Origin of the sequence: Cellulophaga sp. RHA_52 (genome assembly GCF_007827205.1) — a bacterium.
GTDB classification, from domain to species: Bacteria; Bacteroidota; Bacteroidia; order Flavobacteriales; family Flavobacteriaceae; genus Cellulophaga; species Cellulophaga lytica.
Genome location: NZ_VIRZ01000001.1, coordinates 669,602 through 686,835, shown reverse-complemented (window position 1 = coordinate 686,835; position 17,234 = coordinate 669,602). Strand labels below are relative to the sequence as shown.

The window sequence follows — 17,234 nt, the reverse complement described above, 5'->3', positions numbered from 1 at the left end:
CGAATCCGCCGTAATTGCGGTTATACATTGTTGGCAGTAGTTTTTTAATTTCTTTCGTCAACTTCTCCGCTTTCTTTGGCTTTTTTTAATTGCTCTTTTATTAATTCATAAATTTCACTTAAAGCATTCGGTCGATATTCCAAAACAGACTTTTGAACAGAAGAGAAAGGGAATCCATTTACGAAATATTTCTTGTCGATTACGGTAAAGTCCGTTCCATATTGGTCAGTAATTAGTTGCCATTCAAAATTCAGTTTTTTAGATAAAGTTTGTCCGAATAATGCTCCAATCATATCTATTACATCCTCTGTTTTTTCACGTGATTTCTGGTCAGCATTTTTCCAATTTTCTATGGATGTATCCAAATATTGAAATTCCATTATACTCTCTTTTTTGAATTCGGAGTATTTCGCAACAAATTCAGATGCTTGTTTTGATTTGTTTTTTATAAATTCAATTTGTTCCGTATTTAAGTCATTCAGAACAGGTTTATATTTTTCGTCTGTGGATTGAGCTTTTGCTTTTCCGCCAAATAGTGCACTAAAAATTCCCATTATTAATATCAGTTTTCTCATTTTGTGTAATTACTGCCAACGGTTTTCTTTATTTTGATTTATTAATTTAATAGAAGAAAAGAGGAGAACTAAAACGGTCTTCAAGTTAACGACTTATTACACGTACTAGTCCTCTTTCTTCTTAACTGTTGCATAGAACCAATTGGAATACTAGGTTACCAGAACCCGTTAAAGGAAATAGTTTATGCGACATAATTTTAATAGCTAAATATAAAAGTATGAAAAATTATGAAGAAGTAGTAGGTATCGATGTATCAAAAAAAACAATAGATGCAAGTTGCCACTTATCAATGAAACACCGTGTTTTCACTAATGATGTTAAGGGGTTTCAATCTATGTTAAATTGGGTAACAAAGCAAACCAAAGGCGTTTCTGTTTTTTACTGTTTTGAGAATACAGGAAATTATTCTTTAAAACTCGCAAGTTACCTAAGTTATAAAGGAATTGCATATGTGGAAGAAAGCCCTATTAAAATTAAACGTTCATCAGGTTTAGTTAGAGAAAAAACAGATAAGATTGATTCCGAGATTATAGCTAGATATGCTTGGATCCATCGAGAAGAATTGGTTTCTAGTGAATTAAAAAGTGTTGTTTATCAAGAGTTAGGTAGACTTATAGGCTTGCGAGATCAATTAGTTAGAAATAGAGCAGGATTGTTAGGCACTTTAAAAGAGATAGAGCAGCTTTTAAGCAGTCCATCTACAGATACTAGCTGTATTGTTTTAAGAAGGAGTATAGAAAATTTAAGCAAACAAATTAAGAGCATTGAATCTAGAATGGATTCTCTATTAAAAGAAGATGAGTCACTTTCTTCAAACTATAAATTGTTACTCTCTATAAGAGGAATAGGTTTTGTTGTTGCGTGTCAATTATTATATCATACTGAAAACTTCAAACGCTTTTCTAGCTGGCGAAAATTCTCAAGCTATTGCGGTTTAGCTCCATACGAATATAGTTCAGGAACAAGTATTCATAGACGTAAAAAATGTCATTATTTAGGAGATAGGAAAATGAAAAGTTTACTGAGTATGGCAAGTATATCAGCAATACAACATGACCCAGAATTAAGATTATATTATAAACGGAAAGTAAAGGAAGGAAAACCAAAAATGATAGCACTAAACAATGTTAGGAACAAATTATTAGCGAGAGTGTTTTCAGTTGTAAAAAGAGGCACTCCATATGTTGCCCTAAATCAATATGCAGCTTAAAATTTAATGAGAAATTACTAGGATTTGATCTTGGAATACGTGTATGAAATGTAGCGTGTAAAAAGACACTAGTTTTTCGGATTAACACAGATCCGAATTTTTATGTTTTGTTTTTAATTTTTCTATTCTAAAAGCCAAATTTAAAAATTTGGTGGTATTAGTAAATGAAAACAAACCTTTCGGTTTAGCACCTATTAGCTATGTTTTATACACCGTGTTGTAAAACGTTATTTTACTTTTTAAACTTGTAGATATCAATTATTGTTTTATTAAGTTGATCTTTAGATATGTTTTTTATTACTTTTTTAGTAAAGTTAGGAGTTTTAATATAATATGAGAATTCACCTTCGTATGCACTTTTATATTTGATTTCTAATTTGTTATTATCTTCAATTAAATCTAAATCAGTAATTCCACTTGAATTCCCAAAAGACATTAAACTTTCATCATTTAAAAAAGCTTGGAAGTAATTAATTCTTTCAGAAGCAATAAATGAAGCATCTGTATTACCTAGACTGGTATAATTTTCTTTTAGTTTCTTATCCTGTATATAAAACTTTGAAGTTACTTTTCCAGAATCTTTTCGACTTGAAAAATAATAAAGAGGAATGTTTAAACTTGAAGGGGTCAATGAAAAAGTAAATTGTCCATTGCTTTCATAGCTACCATTTTCCCTTTTAAATTCTAATTCAATATCGTTTTCACCTTTTTTTAACACAAAAAAAAGTACATCTCTCATAAAAGAAGGCATATTTTCTAATTCTTCTTTTAAAGGGTGATTTTCATTCATGATTTTAATGTTACGTACATATCCTTTTTTAATGCTTACTCCATTTATTTTAAGGTGTACATCAAATAAACCATTATTACCTCCAACGAAGCACTTCACAGGTTCTAAATTCTTGTATGTCATACTTAAAAAAGTAATTGAAGTAATCAATATTAGAATAAATTTATTTTTCATTTTTGTTCATTTTTGTTCATTTGTTTTAATGTTTTACAACGGTTTAGCTATGAACAGTACGGGGCAAGTAAGCGATTACATTCCACCACTTACTAAGCCAAAACTGTTTGTTTGCTTTTATTTTTTTTAATTATTTAAATTTTAAATCAAACTGATTTGACGACCTTATAAATATACAAATACTATTTAATTAAACACAGAAGCCCGTATTGTTTATAGGTGTTGTTAGCAAATGTTTTTTTTCAAAGTACTAATTTTAAAATCCAGATTATGAGTTTTTTTAAGTCCAATACGTTTTATAAAATCGAATATATTTTAGGTAAGATTTGCCAAGTCTTAGTGTATGCAATATTGATTCTTGGTTCAATGTTATTATTAAAATATATAATTACTTGCTAATGAAATGCTTTACAATAAAACCAACAACAAATGTCACGATTGCGATATACCATCTGAATCGAATATCCCAATTTTTCAACCTAAGATTATCTCTTTTTAAGCTCCTTATTTCTGTATTTTTATCTCGTATTTGTACTTCATACTCTAGCTTTTCTTTTTGCAATCTCTTAAGTTCTTTTTCAAATCGTTTGTCCTCGGATTCCTTTTCTAGATTTTCATACGCATTTTTGAATCCACCAGAATGTTTAAATTGTGATGAATATGAATTTATATCAATCCATTGCGATAGCCCTCTATCATTTCTTGGGTTTCCACAACTAAAATGGTCAAAAAAGAAAATTAATCGTTTGAATTCAGAGTATATATATGATTCTTTTTCGTTTTTATATTTTCCAAAATTTTTTAAGTCTTGCTCAAAAATATGTGAATCACGTTTTATTAATAAATCCAACATAAAGTCTAATGTTGGTATGTCATCTTTGTGTAATTCCATTTGGTTGATGTAAATATTTGCTAACGGTAGGTATAACCGAAGTTACGGGATTAAATTTAATGTTTTTCGGCTTAGGACACGCCTTAGCAATTATGGATGGATTCGGACGTAGTCGAATCCGCCGTAATTGCGGTTATACATTGTTGTGTGTAGTTTTTATTCATATTCCGATTTATGAAATTCCAATATTTTGTCAGTCAAACGATTTATTTCTTTTTTCTCTTTTAGTTTAAAATCCGCAAAGAATATCAGTCCGAAAATGGTCAACGCGATTGGCAAAATCCAATTTCCTTTAATCAGAGAAGCTATTATAGTCAGAATTCCAAGTCCGAGTAAAACTTTTGCTAAAATATTCATTGGTGACTTAAAGTCAAATTTCAAATCGTAATTCCCTCTGTCATTCACAATTCCGATTATTCTATGATTGTTAGGAAAACGATTCCGCATTAATTCGAACTTTTCAGTTCCGACAGATCCATTGTAAAATCCGTTCACAATTAGTTTGTTCAGAATCTTTAAATTTTTGTCACTTTTGGTTATCGTTTGTTTCATTGCTCAAATTACACACAACGGTCTAGTATAAGAATAGTGCGGTTTTGTGTGCGAGGATTTTCCGCAGGAAAATCAGACGTAACAAAATTGCACTAACCTTTGATTAAGCACCTAATTTAGCATTATTTTTATACATTGTTGGGCACAGTATTTTTATTCATATTATTTAATTTAGCATCTTTTTTCCAAATGAAGAATAAACTTGAAATGAAGTTGAATATTACTAAAAGCCAAGTCCATTCAGTTTTTGTTTTTTTCTCTACATTTTTATAATTCCAAAGTCGATAAATCAGATACCCGATTTGTATTAAAATCAGTCCGTTAACAATTGGTCCTTGATATTCAAATTCGACAACATTATTCGTAATCCATTTGAAAAAATCAACACTCAAAAAAGTGAACATATAAACAATTCCGACAATCGATGGAATTGACAATAATATTTTAATCGGTTTCGTCATATTTTATAAATTCCCAAGGTATTTCTTTTTTAAAGGTCTGAATACATTCCTCCATTAATTCAAGTGATATATTTTCTTTAAATATTCGGATTTTTCTAGTTTTTTCTGTGTCGTCTCTGAAAATTTCCGCAATCAATTCGTCATTTCGATAGATTTCAATTCCGATTCCGTCACGTTCATTTACGTCACTTGCGATTATCACTCTATCTTTATTTTCTTTCATTTGCGTTCTGTTCAGATATTGTGCCCAACGGTTACGTATAAGAATAGTGCGGTTTTGTGTGCGAGGATTTTCCGAAGGAAAATCAGACGTAACAAAAGCGTACTAACCTTTGATTAAGCAACTAATTTAGCATTATTTTTATACATTGTTAGCTTTTAGTTGTGACACATTTGAGTGAACACGTTTTATTATTATTCCGATTTTCAATTCCGCAAACTTGCTCAAATTCCGCTTGAGTGATAATTCCGTTTTATTCAGTCAATTTATTATAATATGGCATTATCAATTCCTCTAATTTTTTCCGTTGTGATTTTGTCAAAGAATGTCCTTTCGGTGGATACGTTTTGGTTGGTCTAATAGCCAATTCAATTAGTAATTCTTTTATTATTTCGTTTCGGTGAATTCCGCGTGATAATATTTTAAATGTCGTGTTATTCTGAATAACTGGTCTGTCCCAATTCGAATTTTCAAAGAGTTGAGAAGAAATTGAAAAAATGTGAGCAATTCCAATCCAATCATCAGGAATAATTTCGATAATCGCTTTCACATCCTTTTTCGATATGGAATGATTTGGTTCGCTATTTATTTTTTCGGTTACGATTTTCATTTTTCGGAACAATTAAAGCTAACTAGTTAGTAAACGCAGTTTATTGCGTTTATTTCTCTTTCAAATATATATTATTTAGGTAACATATCTAAAGGGCTTGTAATATTTATAAGATTAGTAGTACTAACATGGGTGTAAATTTCTGTAGTTTTAGAGCTGTTGTGCCCCAATAATTTTTGTATGTACCTTAAATTGGTGCCTGCGTCTAATAAATGTGTAGCAAAAGAATGCCTTAAGGTGTGCACTGTTGCGGGCATATGTACTCTAGCCTTATTTTTAGATCTGTTAAATACCTGTCGTATGCTAGAGGCACTATACTGCTTTCCATCTGCGCCCTCAAACAACCACTTTTTAGGTTTGTATACTATATAATATGCACGTAATTGCGCTAACATAGTAGGTGATAATAACGTAATTCTGTCCTTGTTACCTTTTGCGTTTCTTACCCATACACGCATATTGTTAGAGTCTATGTCTTCTACTTTAAGGTTTACGCATTCAGATATTCTTAATCCGCAACCATATATCATCTTTAAAATGGTTTTATGCTTTATGTTATTTGTGACCGTTATAATGTCAGCTACCTCTTGTAAAGACAGTACTTTAGGTAGTTTTTTAGCTTTTCTAGGTCTACAAAAATCATATTGTACTTTGGGTAAGTTTAATACTTTTTCAATATAAAATTTAATAGCGTTAATACTTTGGTTTTGGTATGATGCAGATACGTTTTGCTTAGTAACTAATTCTTTGTGGTAATACATAATATGAGCAGTAGAAACCTGGTGTAAAGGCATAGGATACATATATGTTAAAAACTGCTTAAACATATGCATATAAGTTTTAGTAGTGTTTTTGCTGTAGTTTTTTAACAATAATTTCTGATGCATTAACGACATAGCCAGCGCATAATCTGGTTTTGTTTCTTCAGTCTTTAGTAATTGTGTAGCTATTGTATTGGGTTTCATTGTGTAAAAATGAATAAAATAGAGTTAAAAAGCTTATATTTAAGCGTTTATATACGTGTATAAACGTCTAATGATACTTTTATGAAAATGAAATTTTGTTTATCCTGTAATAAAGAGCTTGTGGGTAGGTCCGATAAAAAGTTTTGTGATACAGAATGCAGAAGTACGTACCACAATACAAACAGACCGTTACATGAAATAAGTATACAAAAGATAAATAGTGCGTTAAGAAAAAACAGAAGCTTGTTAGCGCATTTTTGTCCAAGCGGAAAAGGTACAGTTAAAAAGGAGGTTTTAGAGCAACTTGGTTATAGGGTAGATTTGTTTACGCAAATATATCCGTTTAAAACAGGAACTTATTTTTTTTGTTATGAGTACGGATATTTGCCAATAAAGGAAAAGGGCATAGATAAAATGCTAATAATACAAAAACAAGATTATATGGATAAATTAACATACAGTCCTTGGAGTATTAAAATTGAAAAGTAATTTGTGTGCAGTTATTAAACTGGTATTACAACTGGTATATCCATTCTTCTGGGTTTAACTTACTAACGTTTTTATATAAGTAAAACTTAAGTAAAGTTTGTCCGCTAAATTTATTTGTAGCAACCTCTCCTATCTCTTGTTTTGCAGTAACCTTATCGCCTTTTTTTACATAAGTGGTAGATAGGTTGTAATAGGTAGTTATATAATTACCGTGTTTTATTTGTACACCTTTATTGCCTCCTGGTACAGCAAGTACAGCAATAACTTCACCTTCAAAAATAGAGCGTGCTTTAGAGCCCTTGTCTGTAGCTATAATTACACCATTATTTTGGTGTTTAATACCTGGGTAAACGGCATCTTTGTATACGCCAAATCCTTTACTTTTAAAGCCTTTTGCAACGGGCCAAATAAGCTTGCCTTTATTTGCAGTAAAATTGTTGGCAACAATTTTAGCTTCTGGTGTTAATACAAATTTTGTACTGCTAGTTTTTGTAGTGGTTTTGCCAGTTGTTTTTTTATTTGTAGCAACAATGGCAGAGCGTATAAGTTTTTCTATTTGCTGATCTATTTTACGTGCTTCAGATTTTTTCTTATTAATACTAGCAGTGTATTTGCTTTCATTTTTTTTAATTGTTCTTAAAAGTGCGTCTTTAGCTTTTTTCTCCTTTTCTAATTCTTTTTTAGTAGCTAGGTTTTCTTTAAGCAATTGCTCTTTTAATTTACGCTGATCTATTAAATCTTGGTTTTTTAATTTTAGCGTATCTGTTTTAGCAATTATAGATTTTCCTTGTTCTTGTCTGTAATTTGTATATTGTTTTATGTATTGTAAGCGCTTGTAGGCTTGTAAAAAATTTTCGGAAGACAGTAAAAATAGCAACCTACTTTGTTGCGATTTGTTTTGATACGATTTTTGTATCATTTCAGCATAATCTTCCTTTAAGGTAAGCAAATCCTTTTTTAATGTGCCAATGTTGCGCACATTAGCATTTATTTGTCTGTTAAGTAAATTACTTTGTTGGTTGGTAATACGTACAAGCTGTTGTTGTGCATTTATTTTTTGCTCTAAACTCTCTACTTGTTCTAAAACATTACCTTTTTCTTTAGTTTCAGCATATAAAAGTCGGTTTATAGCTCTAATATCTTTTTGTAACTGTGCGCGCTTTTTTTCTAATGCTATTTGTTGGTTGGTTTGTGCAGCCAAAAAACTTCCGCATAGCAGAGAAAAAAATAATGTAAAAAACGTAATGTGGCGCATAAATAGTAGTGTTATTCTAAAACAATTTCTTTAAAACCGTTTGGTATTTTATAAGGAAAGCTAAAACTTTTATTAAGCTCTATGTTTTTAAAAGTAAGTGCAATAGTATCTGTTTTATCTTGGTCTTTTACGTAAATATCTATAATATTTGGCACTAATTTTTTGTCTACTACTTGGTAGTTTTTATACTGTACGTTTAAAACTCTATTTTTTAAGGGCTGAGACAGTTGCATACCTGCAACCTTGTAATTGTTAGGTTCTATTTGTAGTAATGTTTTAAAAAGGTTATTTGCTTTTTTAGGAGCCAATTGGTATTGGTTGTTTAGTTCTACGGTATTGTATTTTTCTTTACGTAAATCAAATAAAGCTTGGCCTAATAATAAATTCTGAACCTTGTTATAATCTAACTCTGTGCCTAGTAAATTGCTTAAGTATGTAAAATCTCCATCAAAATACTCGTTTTGTAATCTGTTGTAAAAACTAACTCTTGTTGGTGTAATGTAGGCTTTAACAACACCAAGTGTTGCGCTTATCCATATTGCTTTGTCTTTTTCCATTCTAAAACTAACAGTATAGCCTTGCGTATCTGTACCATCTGTATAGTCTATTTTTAGTCTTCCGCGTAGCGTTTTAAAATCTAAGGTATTTGCATAGTGGTTCTTTACCACAGTTTTTGTGTTTAGTTTTTTTAAGGTTGATGTGCCTTCTGCAATAACTTTTTTAGACTTGCAAGAGACAAAAAACAACACAACAATAAGTGTTAAAAGTATTTTGGGTGTTGTTTGAAGCTTTTTTATCATTTTTTATTTTTTAAATTTTACTTTAGCCAAGTACATATTTGCTTTTGCTGGGTTGCCCATTGCGGTATATGCAGCGGCAATTTCCCTGTAAAAATTATCTGCAAGGCGTATATCATCTAAAACATAATCTAAACCCATTTTTAAAGTTTCTATAGCTGCTCTGTGTTTTTTTCTGCCGTTATAAGCAGTTCCTAAAGCATAGTAAAAATATGGCTGAGAAGGATAAGCTTCTAGCGCTTCTTTTGCTGTGGTTTCTAAAAAAACATAGTTCTTTTGCTTTAGGGTAAACTTTAGTCTGCTTTTGTAATTAAAGGCAGAATTACTGCTGTTGCTAGTAGTTTGCCTAGCTGTGGTTTTTTTTGTTGGAGTATTGGTAACTGTAGTGCTTGTAAACGTAAAACTATTGGTATTTGCTTTTCTGTGGTCTATTGCAGCTTGTAACTTTGCACTTAAATCTTCTTTAAAAGCGCCATCATTTAGTTCTACAAGTACATTTTTAGCCTCGTTGTAGTTCTGTTTTAAATACAGTAAGTGGGCTAAGTTTTCTTTTAATTGGTAATTACTATAAGGTACAATTTCCTTTAAATTACTAACGTTTTTATATTGTTTTTTTAAAGAAATATATAGGCTCTCTAAATACCACATATTATTTGGGTCTTCATTTAAAGCAATTTCGGCCTGTTCTTGTGCTAAGCTATATTGTTTGCTTTTTAGGTATGCTTTAGCAAGTTCATTAGCTACTGCTGCATTTTTAGGTTCTATTTTTTGGCATACTAAAAAACTGTTTACAGCACGGTCATAGTTTTCTATTCCTTTTTGTTTTAACCCTTCAAAAAAAGCCTCCTGAAAATCATCAGAATATTCTTCTAAAAAAACATCTGCACTATTTTCTATTTCTTGGGCATAGCCAAAACTTGCAATCAATATTGATAGCAATAAGCATTTTTTTAATAAGTGGTTACAAATACAGCTCATACGCTTGTAAAATTATTAAAAAAACAAATGGTATGGTAACCAAATGTGTATCAGTTTTTATATTAGTCAAAAATTATACCGTTGTGGCTTTTCCAGAGCTTAAATTTCCTATAACTAATGCAATAGTCGCTGGTAGTACCCAAGCTAAACTATATGTGCTTAAAGGTAAATATGCTGCTGTAAATTTTGCAACGCTAGTAATGCCAATACTGTTTAAAAAATCTGGAACGCTAAATAAAATGGTGGTACATACTACTGCCTTAAATACTTTTGGTGCTGTATATTTATCTGGTAAAACATTAAGCACTATTAAAATTATAGTAATTGGGTAAATAAACATTAAAGCGGGTATGGCAACAACAATTATATAGTCTACATTAAATTGGCCCATAACAATACCCAGTACGCAGCTTATAATAGCTGTAATTGTGTACGCTTTGTTAGAGTTGTTAAACCTGCCTTTTATAAAATCTGCAGTACCAGTAACAATACCAATAGCTGTAGTAAAACAAGCTAAACTTACCAAAATACTTAAAAATTTGTTTCCTTCATTGCCTAAAAGAGTTCTGCTAATTCCGTTTAGTAAATCTGTACGGTTAATATCTGCGTTAAAGTTAGAATGCATTAATGCACCAGTTAAAATTAAACCTCCGTAAACAAATAGTAAACCTAGACCGGCAAAAATACCAGCGTTTCTTATTAGTGTTTTACGGTCTGTATAAGATATGTCTTTATTTTTTAGGTTAATGGAGATAATTAATACGCCACCCACAACAACAGCTGCAATAGCATCAAAAGTTTGGTAGCCTTCTAATATACCATCTGTAAATGGGCTTTTTACGGTTGATGCTCCAAAGGTAAAATCAAAACTAAATACACAAATGCCTATAATGGCAAGTAAAATTAAGAGTATTGCAGGAGTTAAAAACTTACCTAGTATATTTAAAATTTTAGATCTGTTAAGTGCAAATACTAAAACCAAACCAAAATAAACTACACTGGTGTATATAGATGGTATGTTAAAAAAAGGAGCAATACCAATTTCATGCGTTACCGATGCTGTTCTGGGAGAGGGTAGTGCTACTGCAATACAGTAAATTAATATAGAAAACACCAAGCTAAAAGTGTTAGAAACCTTTTTGCCAAAGTCAAAAATAGTGCCTTGTAGTTTTGCATGGGCAAAAATGCCTAGTATTGGTATTAGTATTGCAGATAAGCAAAAACCTATGGCCATTACCCACCATAATTCTCCAGAGTTAAACCCTATAAAGGGAGGAAGAATTAAGTTTCCGGCACCAAAAAAGAGCGAAAACAATGCAAAAGCAGATACTAGAGTTTCTTTGGTATTATTCATTGGGTACATATTGTATTAAAAAGGGAAAGATAGTGTATTCTAAATTATCGACAAACGGCTAGTTGTTCATAAAATTTTATGTATTTCATCGAAAAAATTGTTTTTTGTTAAAAAAAATTAACAAAGACTCAATATTTTTAACATCAGAGCGTTAATTAAAAAATGATGGTAATTAACGGTTAACAATCATCATAAAAAAATAATATAAATATCAGTGCCTGGTCCCCACCAAACATTGTTTAAATCCTACAAGCTATGAAAAAATTTTTAGCCACTTCTAGTTCAGTTTTTAACGCGTTATGTTGTGGAATTTTTGGTCATTATTATGCAGTAACAAAAAAAGTAACTTCGCATATAAATGAGTACGAGTGTATACACTGTAAAAAACAAGTTACTACAGATGTAACAGGTAATTTGTCTGCACTAACACCAGAGTTAGAAGACATTAACAACACATTACAAAAAGTATACAAGAAAAAACACCAACACGCACCGCAACACGCGGCCTAGTGTTATTGTTCTTCAGATAAAGAGTTCCAGCCCTGCGCGGTTATCGGAATTTTAGTATTATTCCTGGAAATTAAGTGAACACCTTCATTCTTATCTGTCATATGCCCTACGACAGTTAAGTTAGGATTCCCTTTTATTTTTGGGAATTCTTTTTGGTCTATAGTAAAAAGCAGTTCATAATCTTCACCACCGCCTAAGGCAACAGTTGTGCTGTTTACTTTAAACTCTTCACAAGAGCTAATAACAGTTGGGTCTAACGGTATTTTGTCTTCATACAAATTACAACCTACATTACTTTGCTCGCATAAATGTAAAATTTCTGAAGATAAACCATCACTAACATCAATCATAGAAGTTGGCTTAACCTCTAAAGCGTTAAGTAAAGGCACAATATCTTTACGAGCTTCTGGTTTTAATTGTCGTTCTACAATATAGGTGTACATAGATAGGTCTGGATTGTTGTTGGGGTTTACTTTAAAAACCTCTTTTTCGCGCTCTAAAACTTGTAGTCCCATATAAGCAGCACCCAAATCTCCTGTAACAACAAGCAAATCGTTAGGTTTAGCACCATTTCTGTAAACCAAGTCTTCTTCATTAGCTTGGCCTATAGCAGTAATACTAATAAGCATTCCTTTTGTAGATGAGGTAGTATCACCACCAACTAAATCTACATTATATGTTTTTGCAGCAAGTGCAATACCACTATACAATTCTTCTAAAGCCTCTAACGGAAACCTGTTAGATACCGCTATAGAAACCGTAATTTGTGTTGCGGTAGCATTCATCGCATAAATGTCAGACAGGTTTACCATTACAGCCTTGTATCCCAAATGTTTAAGAGGTACGTAGCTAAGATCAAAATGTACGCCTTCAATCAGTAAATCTGTAGAAATTACAGTCTTCTTATCTTTAAAATCTATAACAGCAGCATCATCACCAATACCTTTAATACTAGATTTGTGCTGTAAAGTAAAATCTTTAGTAAGGTGGTTAATTAAACCAAATTCGCCTAATTGTTCAAGAGATGTTCTCTTTGGATTTTTATCGTCTAACATACTGCAAAAATAATAAGGATATTATACAAAATGTGTTTTTTACACATAAAAGAATCTTAATATAGATTAACTTTTTTGGTAAATAGAGAAATCTTATGTTATCATTCGTTATAATAATGTTAGGATGTATGGTAAAACCCTACTTATACACTATATTTGTGAATTGTTTAGAACTAAACCAAAAGAAATTTGAGCTTAGGTCTAATTTAAATTAAGATTAGTATGATAAAAGTCTCAGAAACAGCAAAGAAGAGAGTCATAGATTTAATGACAGAAAGTGGTTTTAATGCTGAAAAAGATTTTGTACGTGTTGGTGTTAAAAGCGGCGGATGTAGTGGTTTATCTTACGAATTAGATTTTGATAAAACTACAACAGAAACAGACAAGGTTTTTGAAGATAATGCGGTACGAATTGTGGTAGATAAAAAAAGTTTTTTATATCTAGTAGGAACTACTTTAGAGTATTCTGGAGGATTAAACGGAAAAGGTTTTGTGTTTAATAATCCAAATGCACAAAGAACATGTGGTTGTGGCGAAAGTTTTTCGTTATAAACAATGATTAAAAATATAAAAGCAAAGATTTAAAAATTAGCTAATAAAATAATGCTTTTGTTAGCAAATTAAGATGATATGGCATATACAGAAGAAGAGTTAAAGAAAGAGCTAGAAACCAAAGAGTATGAATATGGTTTTTATACCGATATAGAGTCTGATACTTTTCCTATAGGATTAAGTGAAGAAATTGTTGTAGCTATTTCTAAAAAGAAAAATGAGCCTAAGTGGATGACAGACTGGCGTGTAGAAGCATACCGTGTTTGGGAAAAAATGGAAGAACCAGATTGGGCAAATGTTAATTATGAAAAACCAGATTTTCAGGCAATAAGTTACTATTCTGCCCCTAAAAAAGCAGATCCTAATAAAACTTTAGATGATGTAGATCCGGAGTTGTTAGAAATGTATAAAAAGCTAGGTATTTCTATAGACGAACAAAAGAAATTGCAAAATGTTGCAGTAGATATTGTTGTAGATTCTGTTTCTGTTGCCACTACTTTTCAAAAAACATTAGCAGAAAAAGGTATTATTTTTATGCCAATTTCTGAAGCTATACAAGAACATCCAGAGTTGGTGCGTAAGTATTTAGGTACTGTAGTGCCAACTACAGATAACTTTTATGCAGCATTAAATTCGGCTGTATTTACAGATGGGTCTTTCTGTTACATTCCTAAAGGCGTACGTTGCCCAATGGAGCTTTCTACTTACTTTAGAATTAACCAAGCAGGTACGGGTCAGTTTGAGCGTACTTTGGTTGTAGCAGACCAAGAGAGTTATGTAAGCTATTTAGAGGGCTGTACTGCGCCATCTAGAGACGAAAACCAATTACACGCAGCCGTTGTAGAGTTAATTGCAATGGATGACGCAGAAATTAAATACTCTACAGTACAAAACTGGTTCCCTGGTAATAAAGAGGGTAAAGGTGGTGTTTATAATTTTGTAACAAAAAGAGCTTTATGCGAGAAAAACGCAAAAGTATCATGGACACAAGTAGAAACCGGTTCTGCAGTAACATGGAAATATCCTTCTTGTATTTTAAAAGGAGATAACTCTATTGGAGAGTTTTATTCTATTGCAGTAACAAACAATTACCAGCAAGCAGATACTGGTACAAAAATGGTTCACCTAGGTAAAAACACCAAGAGTACAATTATTTCTAAAGGTATATCTGCAGGTAAATCTCAAAATAGTTACCGTGGTTTAGTACAAGTAAGTAGTCGTGCAGAAAATGCACGTAACTTTTCTCAGTGCGATTCTCTTTTAATGGGGAATGAGTGTGGTGCACATACGTTCCCATACATAGAGGCTAAAAACAAATCGGCTATGATAGAGCATGAGGCTACAACAAGTAAAATTGGTGAAGACCAAATTTTTTATTGTAACCAACGTGGTATAGATACAGAAAAAGCAATTGCATTAATAGTAAACGGTTTTAGTAAAGAAGTACTAAATAAGTTGCCAATGGAATTTGCTGTAGAAGCTCAAAAACTATTAGAAATTAGTTTAGAAGGCTCTGTAGGTTAAACATGTTTCTCTAATAAAGAAACGCTGGGTGTTTTTAGATTGATAAAAAAATACCCTAAAAAAAGAAAAGAAAAATAAAGAACATTAAAGTAGCGATAAAATGCTTAAAATTAAAGATTTACACGCCAATGTTGATGGCAAAGAAATACTAAAAGGAATTAATTTAGAGGTTGGCCCTGGAGAGGTACATGCTATTATGGGACCAAATGGTTCTGGTAAAAGTACATTGGCTTCTGTTATAGCTGGTAATGAAACTTACGAGGTTACAGCAGGAGATATCTTTTTAAATGAAGAAAACATTGAAGATCTTTCTCCAGAAGAAAGAGCTCATAATGGTGTTTTCTTATCATTTCAATACCCAGTAGAAATTCCTGGTGTTTCTGTAACTAACTTTATGAAAACGGCTATTAATGAGTCTCGTAAGGCAAAAGGTTTAGAAGATATGCCGGCTAAAGATATGCTTAAACTTATTAGAGATAAATCTGAGTTGTTAGAGATAGACCGTAAATTCTTATCTCGTTCTTTAAACGAAGGTTTTTCTGGTGGTGAAAAAAAACGTAATGAGATTTTTCAAATGGCAATGTTAGAGCCTAAACTTGCTATTTTAGATGAAACAGATTCTGGTTTAGATATTGATGCTTTACGTATTGTAGCTAATGGTGTAAACAAACTAAAAAGTAAAGACAACGCTATTGTTGTTATTACACACTACCAACGTTTGTTAGAGTATATAGTGCCAGATTATGTACACGTACTTTACAATGGTAAAATTGTAAAATCTGGAACTAAAGAACTTGCTTTAGAGTTAGAAGAAAAAGGATACGATTGGATTAAGCAGGAAGCGGCAGTTTAAAAAAGTAATAAGTTAATTCTTTTAATGCATAATACTTGTGCATTAGCTACTACTTACTACTCAATATTAAATAATATGGATTTAAAAGATAAATTAGTTTCTTCATTTTTAGCGTTCGAGAATAACGTAGACGTACACAACCCTGTGCACGATGTACGTACAGAGGCTATTAAAAATTTTGAAACTAAAGGTTTTCCTTCTAAAAAAGAGGAAGCCTGGAAATACACCTCATTAAACAGCTTACAAAAAATAGATTTTAGCATCTTTCCTAAAAAAGAAAGTTCTTTAGAGTATAAGGATGTTAAAAAATACTTTATACATCAAATAGATACTTATAAAATAGTATTTGTAGATGGTGTTTATAGCTCTAACTTGTCTGAAACTACGCATGATGGTGTAGATATTTGTTTAATGAGTGCAGCATTAACTAAACCAATGTATAAGGCTGTTATAGATGTTTACTTTAATAAAGTAGCTTCTAAAGACGACTCTTTAACTACATTAAACACTGCATTTAGTAGAGAGGGTGCATACATTTACATTCCAAAAAATAAAGTGCCAAAAAAACCAATAGAGATTATACATTTCTCTACAGGTAATGATGCTGCTTTAATGTTGCAACCACGTAACTTAATTATTGCCGAAGAAAATTCTGAAATGCAAATTATAGAGCGTCACCAGAGTTTAACTAGTAATGAGGTGTTAACAAACTGTGTTACAGAAATTTTTGCTGCAAAAAATGCAATTGTAGATTATTATAAGGTGCAAAACGATGTAGATTCTGCATCTCTTATAGATAACACTTATGTAGATCAAAAAGATGGAAGCCACGTAAAAGTGCACACTTTTTCTTTTGGAGGTAAATTAATGCGTAATAACCTTAATTTTTATCAGAACGGAGAGCGTATAGATTCTACAATGAAGGGTATTACAATTATTGGAGATAAGCAACACGTAGATCACCATACATTAGTACACCATATAGAGCCAAATTGTGAGAGTCACCAAGATTATAAAGGTATCTATGCAGACAGTGCTACAGGTGTATTTAACGGTAAAATTATAGTTGATAAAATTGCTCAGAAAACAAATGCTTTTCAGCAAAATAACAACATATTAATAAGTGATAAAGCTACTATTAACACAAAGCCACAATTAGAGATTTTTGCAGATGATGTTAAATGTTCTCATGGTTGTACTATTGGCCAGTTAGATGAAGAGGCTTTGTTTTACTTACAGTCTAGAGGTATACCTAAAAAAGAAGCAAGAGCATTACTAATGTATGCCTTTGCAAATAACGTATTAGAAAGCGTACGTATACCAGAATTAAAAGTTAGAATTAATAAATTAATAGCTAATAAATTAGGTGTTAATTTAGGTTTTGACTTGTAAAAAATACAATCTGATAGCTTAAAAA

General features: G+C 31.5%; 19 protein-coding genes. 7 read left to right on the top strand and 12 right to left on the bottom strand.

What is annotated here, in order from left to right; translation table 11 throughout:
• Nucleotides 1-44: 44 nt before the first annotated feature.
• Nucleotides 45-575, bottom strand: a complete 531-nt coding sequence (locus JM80_RS03040; RefSeq protein ID WP_144709185.1) for a DUF3806 domain-containing protein — start codon at nucleotides 573-575, stop codon at nucleotides 45-47.
• A gap of 218 nt (nucleotides 576-793) precedes the next feature.
• On the opposite strand from JM80_RS03040, the gene JM80_RS03035 reads away from it, so the two are divergent.
• Complete coding sequence (locus tag JM80_RS03035) at nucleotides 794-1,786, top strand: IS110 family transposase (protein WP_038505582.1); 993 nt, start codon at nucleotides 794-796, stop codon at nucleotides 1,784-1,786.
• A 232-nt stretch (nucleotides 1,787-2,018) separates the two neighbouring features.
• On the opposite strand, the gene JM80_RS03030 is transcribed toward JM80_RS03035, so the two are convergent.
• From JM80_RS03030 to JM80_RS03005, 6 genes are all read right to left on the bottom strand, one after another.
• Nucleotides 2,019-2,750, bottom strand: coding sequence for a hypothetical protein (locus JM80_RS03030; protein ID WP_144709184.1), 732 nt, complete (start codon nucleotides 2,748-2,750; stop codon nucleotides 2,019-2,021).
• A 388-nt stretch (nucleotides 2,751-3,138) separates the two neighbouring features.
• Nucleotides 3,139-3,642 carry a hypothetical protein gene (locus tag JM80_RS03025; RefSeq protein ID WP_144709183.1) on the bottom strand — a complete coding sequence of 168 codons (504 nt, stop codon included), beginning with the start codon at nucleotides 3,640-3,642 and terminating at the stop codon, nucleotides 3,139-3,141.
• A 156-nt stretch (nucleotides 3,643-3,798) separates the two neighbouring features.
• Entirely contained in the window at nucleotides 3,799-4,194 is a 396-nt protein-coding gene (locus tag JM80_RS03020; RefSeq protein WP_013621069.1) for a hypothetical protein, read from the bottom strand.
• Between the two features lie 444 nt (nucleotides 4,195-4,638).
• Nucleotides 4,639-4,878 (bottom strand): hypothetical protein, encoded by a 240-nt coding sequence (locus JM80_RS03015; protein WP_144709182.1) that lies wholly within the window; start codon nucleotides 4,876-4,878, stop codon nucleotides 4,639-4,641.
• A 250-nt stretch (nucleotides 4,879-5,128) separates the two neighbouring features.
• Nucleotides 5,129-5,485: a hypothetical protein gene (locus JM80_RS03010; RefSeq protein ID WP_144709181.1), complete on the bottom strand. Its 357-nt coding sequence runs from the start codon at nucleotides 5,483-5,485 to the stop codon at nucleotides 5,129-5,131.
• 71 nt (nucleotides 5,486-5,556) lie between these two features.
• Nucleotides 5,557-6,450 (bottom strand): tyrosine-type recombinase/integrase, encoded by an 894-nt coding sequence (locus tag JM80_RS03005; protein WP_144709180.1) that lies wholly within the window; start codon nucleotides 6,448-6,450, stop codon nucleotides 5,557-5,559.
• An 81-nt stretch (nucleotides 6,451-6,531) separates the two neighbouring features.
• Between JM80_RS03005 and JM80_RS03000 the strand changes: the two genes are divergently transcribed.
• Nucleotides 6,532-6,939, top strand: a complete 408-nt coding sequence (locus tag JM80_RS03000; RefSeq protein WP_144709179.1) for a hypothetical protein — start codon at nucleotides 6,532-6,534, stop codon at nucleotides 6,937-6,939.
• A gap of 25 nt (nucleotides 6,940-6,964) precedes the next feature.
• On the opposite strand, the gene JM80_RS02995 is transcribed toward JM80_RS03000, so the two are convergent.
• From JM80_RS02995 to brnQ, 4 genes are all read right to left on the bottom strand, one after another.
• Nucleotides 6,965-8,194 carry a murein hydrolase activator EnvC gene (locus tag JM80_RS02995; RefSeq protein WP_013621075.1) on the bottom strand — a complete coding sequence of 410 codons (1,230 nt, stop codon included), beginning with the start codon at nucleotides 8,192-8,194 and terminating at the stop codon, nucleotides 6,965-6,967.
• Nucleotides 8,195-8,205: 11 nt separating this feature from the next.
• Complete coding sequence (locus JM80_RS02990; RefSeq protein ID WP_013621076.1) at nucleotides 8,206-8,994, bottom strand: DUF4292 domain-containing protein; 789 nt, start codon at nucleotides 8,992-8,994, stop codon at nucleotides 8,206-8,208.
• Nucleotides 8,995-8,997: 3 nt separating this feature from the next.
• Nucleotides 8,998-9,930, bottom strand: a complete 933-nt coding sequence (locus JM80_RS02985; RefSeq protein ID WP_141103740.1) for a lipopolysaccharide assembly protein LapB — start codon at nucleotides 9,928-9,930, stop codon at nucleotides 8,998-9,000.
• 112 nt (nucleotides 9,931-10,042) lie between these two features.
• On the bottom strand, nucleotides 10,043-11,323 hold the full coding sequence (gene brnQ / locus JM80_RS02980) for a branched-chain amino acid transport system II carrier protein (RefSeq protein WP_186439748.1): 1,281 nt from the start codon (nucleotides 11,321-11,323) through the stop codon (nucleotides 10,043-10,045).
• 255 nt (nucleotides 11,324-11,578) lie between these two features.
• Here brnQ and JM80_RS02975 point away from each other — a divergent pair, with 255 nt between their 5' ends.
• Nucleotides 11,579-11,833, top strand: coding sequence for a hypothetical protein (locus tag JM80_RS02975; RefSeq protein ID WP_013621079.1), 255 nt, complete (start codon nucleotides 11,579-11,581; stop codon nucleotides 11,831-11,833).
• A gap of 2 nt (nucleotides 11,834-11,835) precedes the next feature.
• On the opposite strand, the gene thiL is transcribed toward JM80_RS02975, so the two are convergent.
• A complete protein-coding gene (gene thiL / locus JM80_RS02970; protein ID WP_013621080.1) occupies nucleotides 11,836-12,888 on the bottom strand; it encodes a thiamine-phosphate kinase in 1,053 nt (350 codons plus the stop codon).
• A 222-nt stretch (nucleotides 12,889-13,110) separates the two neighbouring features.
• Here thiL and JM80_RS02965 point away from each other — a divergent pair, with 222 nt between their 5' ends.
• The 4 genes from JM80_RS02965 to sufD all read left to right on the top strand — a co-directional run bounded on the left by JM80_RS02965 (nucleotide 13,111) and on the right by sufD (nucleotide 17,209).
• Nucleotides 13,111-13,440 carry an iron-sulfur cluster assembly accessory protein gene (locus tag JM80_RS02965; RefSeq protein WP_013621081.1) on the top strand — a complete coding sequence of 110 codons (330 nt, stop codon included), beginning with the start codon at nucleotides 13,111-13,113 and terminating at the stop codon, nucleotides 13,438-13,440.
• Nucleotides 13,441-13,518: 78 nt separating this feature from the next.
• Nucleotides 13,519-14,964, top strand: coding sequence for a Fe-S cluster assembly protein SufB (gene sufB, locus JM80_RS02960; protein ID WP_034647050.1), 1,446 nt, complete (start codon nucleotides 13,519-13,521; stop codon nucleotides 14,962-14,964).
• A gap of 100 nt (nucleotides 14,965-15,064) precedes the next feature.
• The gene (gene sufC, locus JM80_RS02955; protein WP_034647052.1) at nucleotides 15,065-15,817 is read left to right on the top strand and encodes a Fe-S cluster assembly ATPase SufC; all 753 of its coding nucleotides are present in this window, start codon (nucleotides 15,065-15,067) and stop codon (nucleotides 15,815-15,817) included.
• Nucleotides 15,818-15,892: 75 nt separating this feature from the next.
• The gene (sufD, locus tag JM80_RS02950; protein WP_034647069.1) at nucleotides 15,893-17,209 is read left to right on the top strand and encodes a Fe-S cluster assembly protein SufD; all 1,317 of its coding nucleotides are present in this window, start codon (nucleotides 15,893-15,895) and stop codon (nucleotides 17,207-17,209) included.
• Nucleotides 17,210-17,234: the final 25 nt, after the last annotated feature.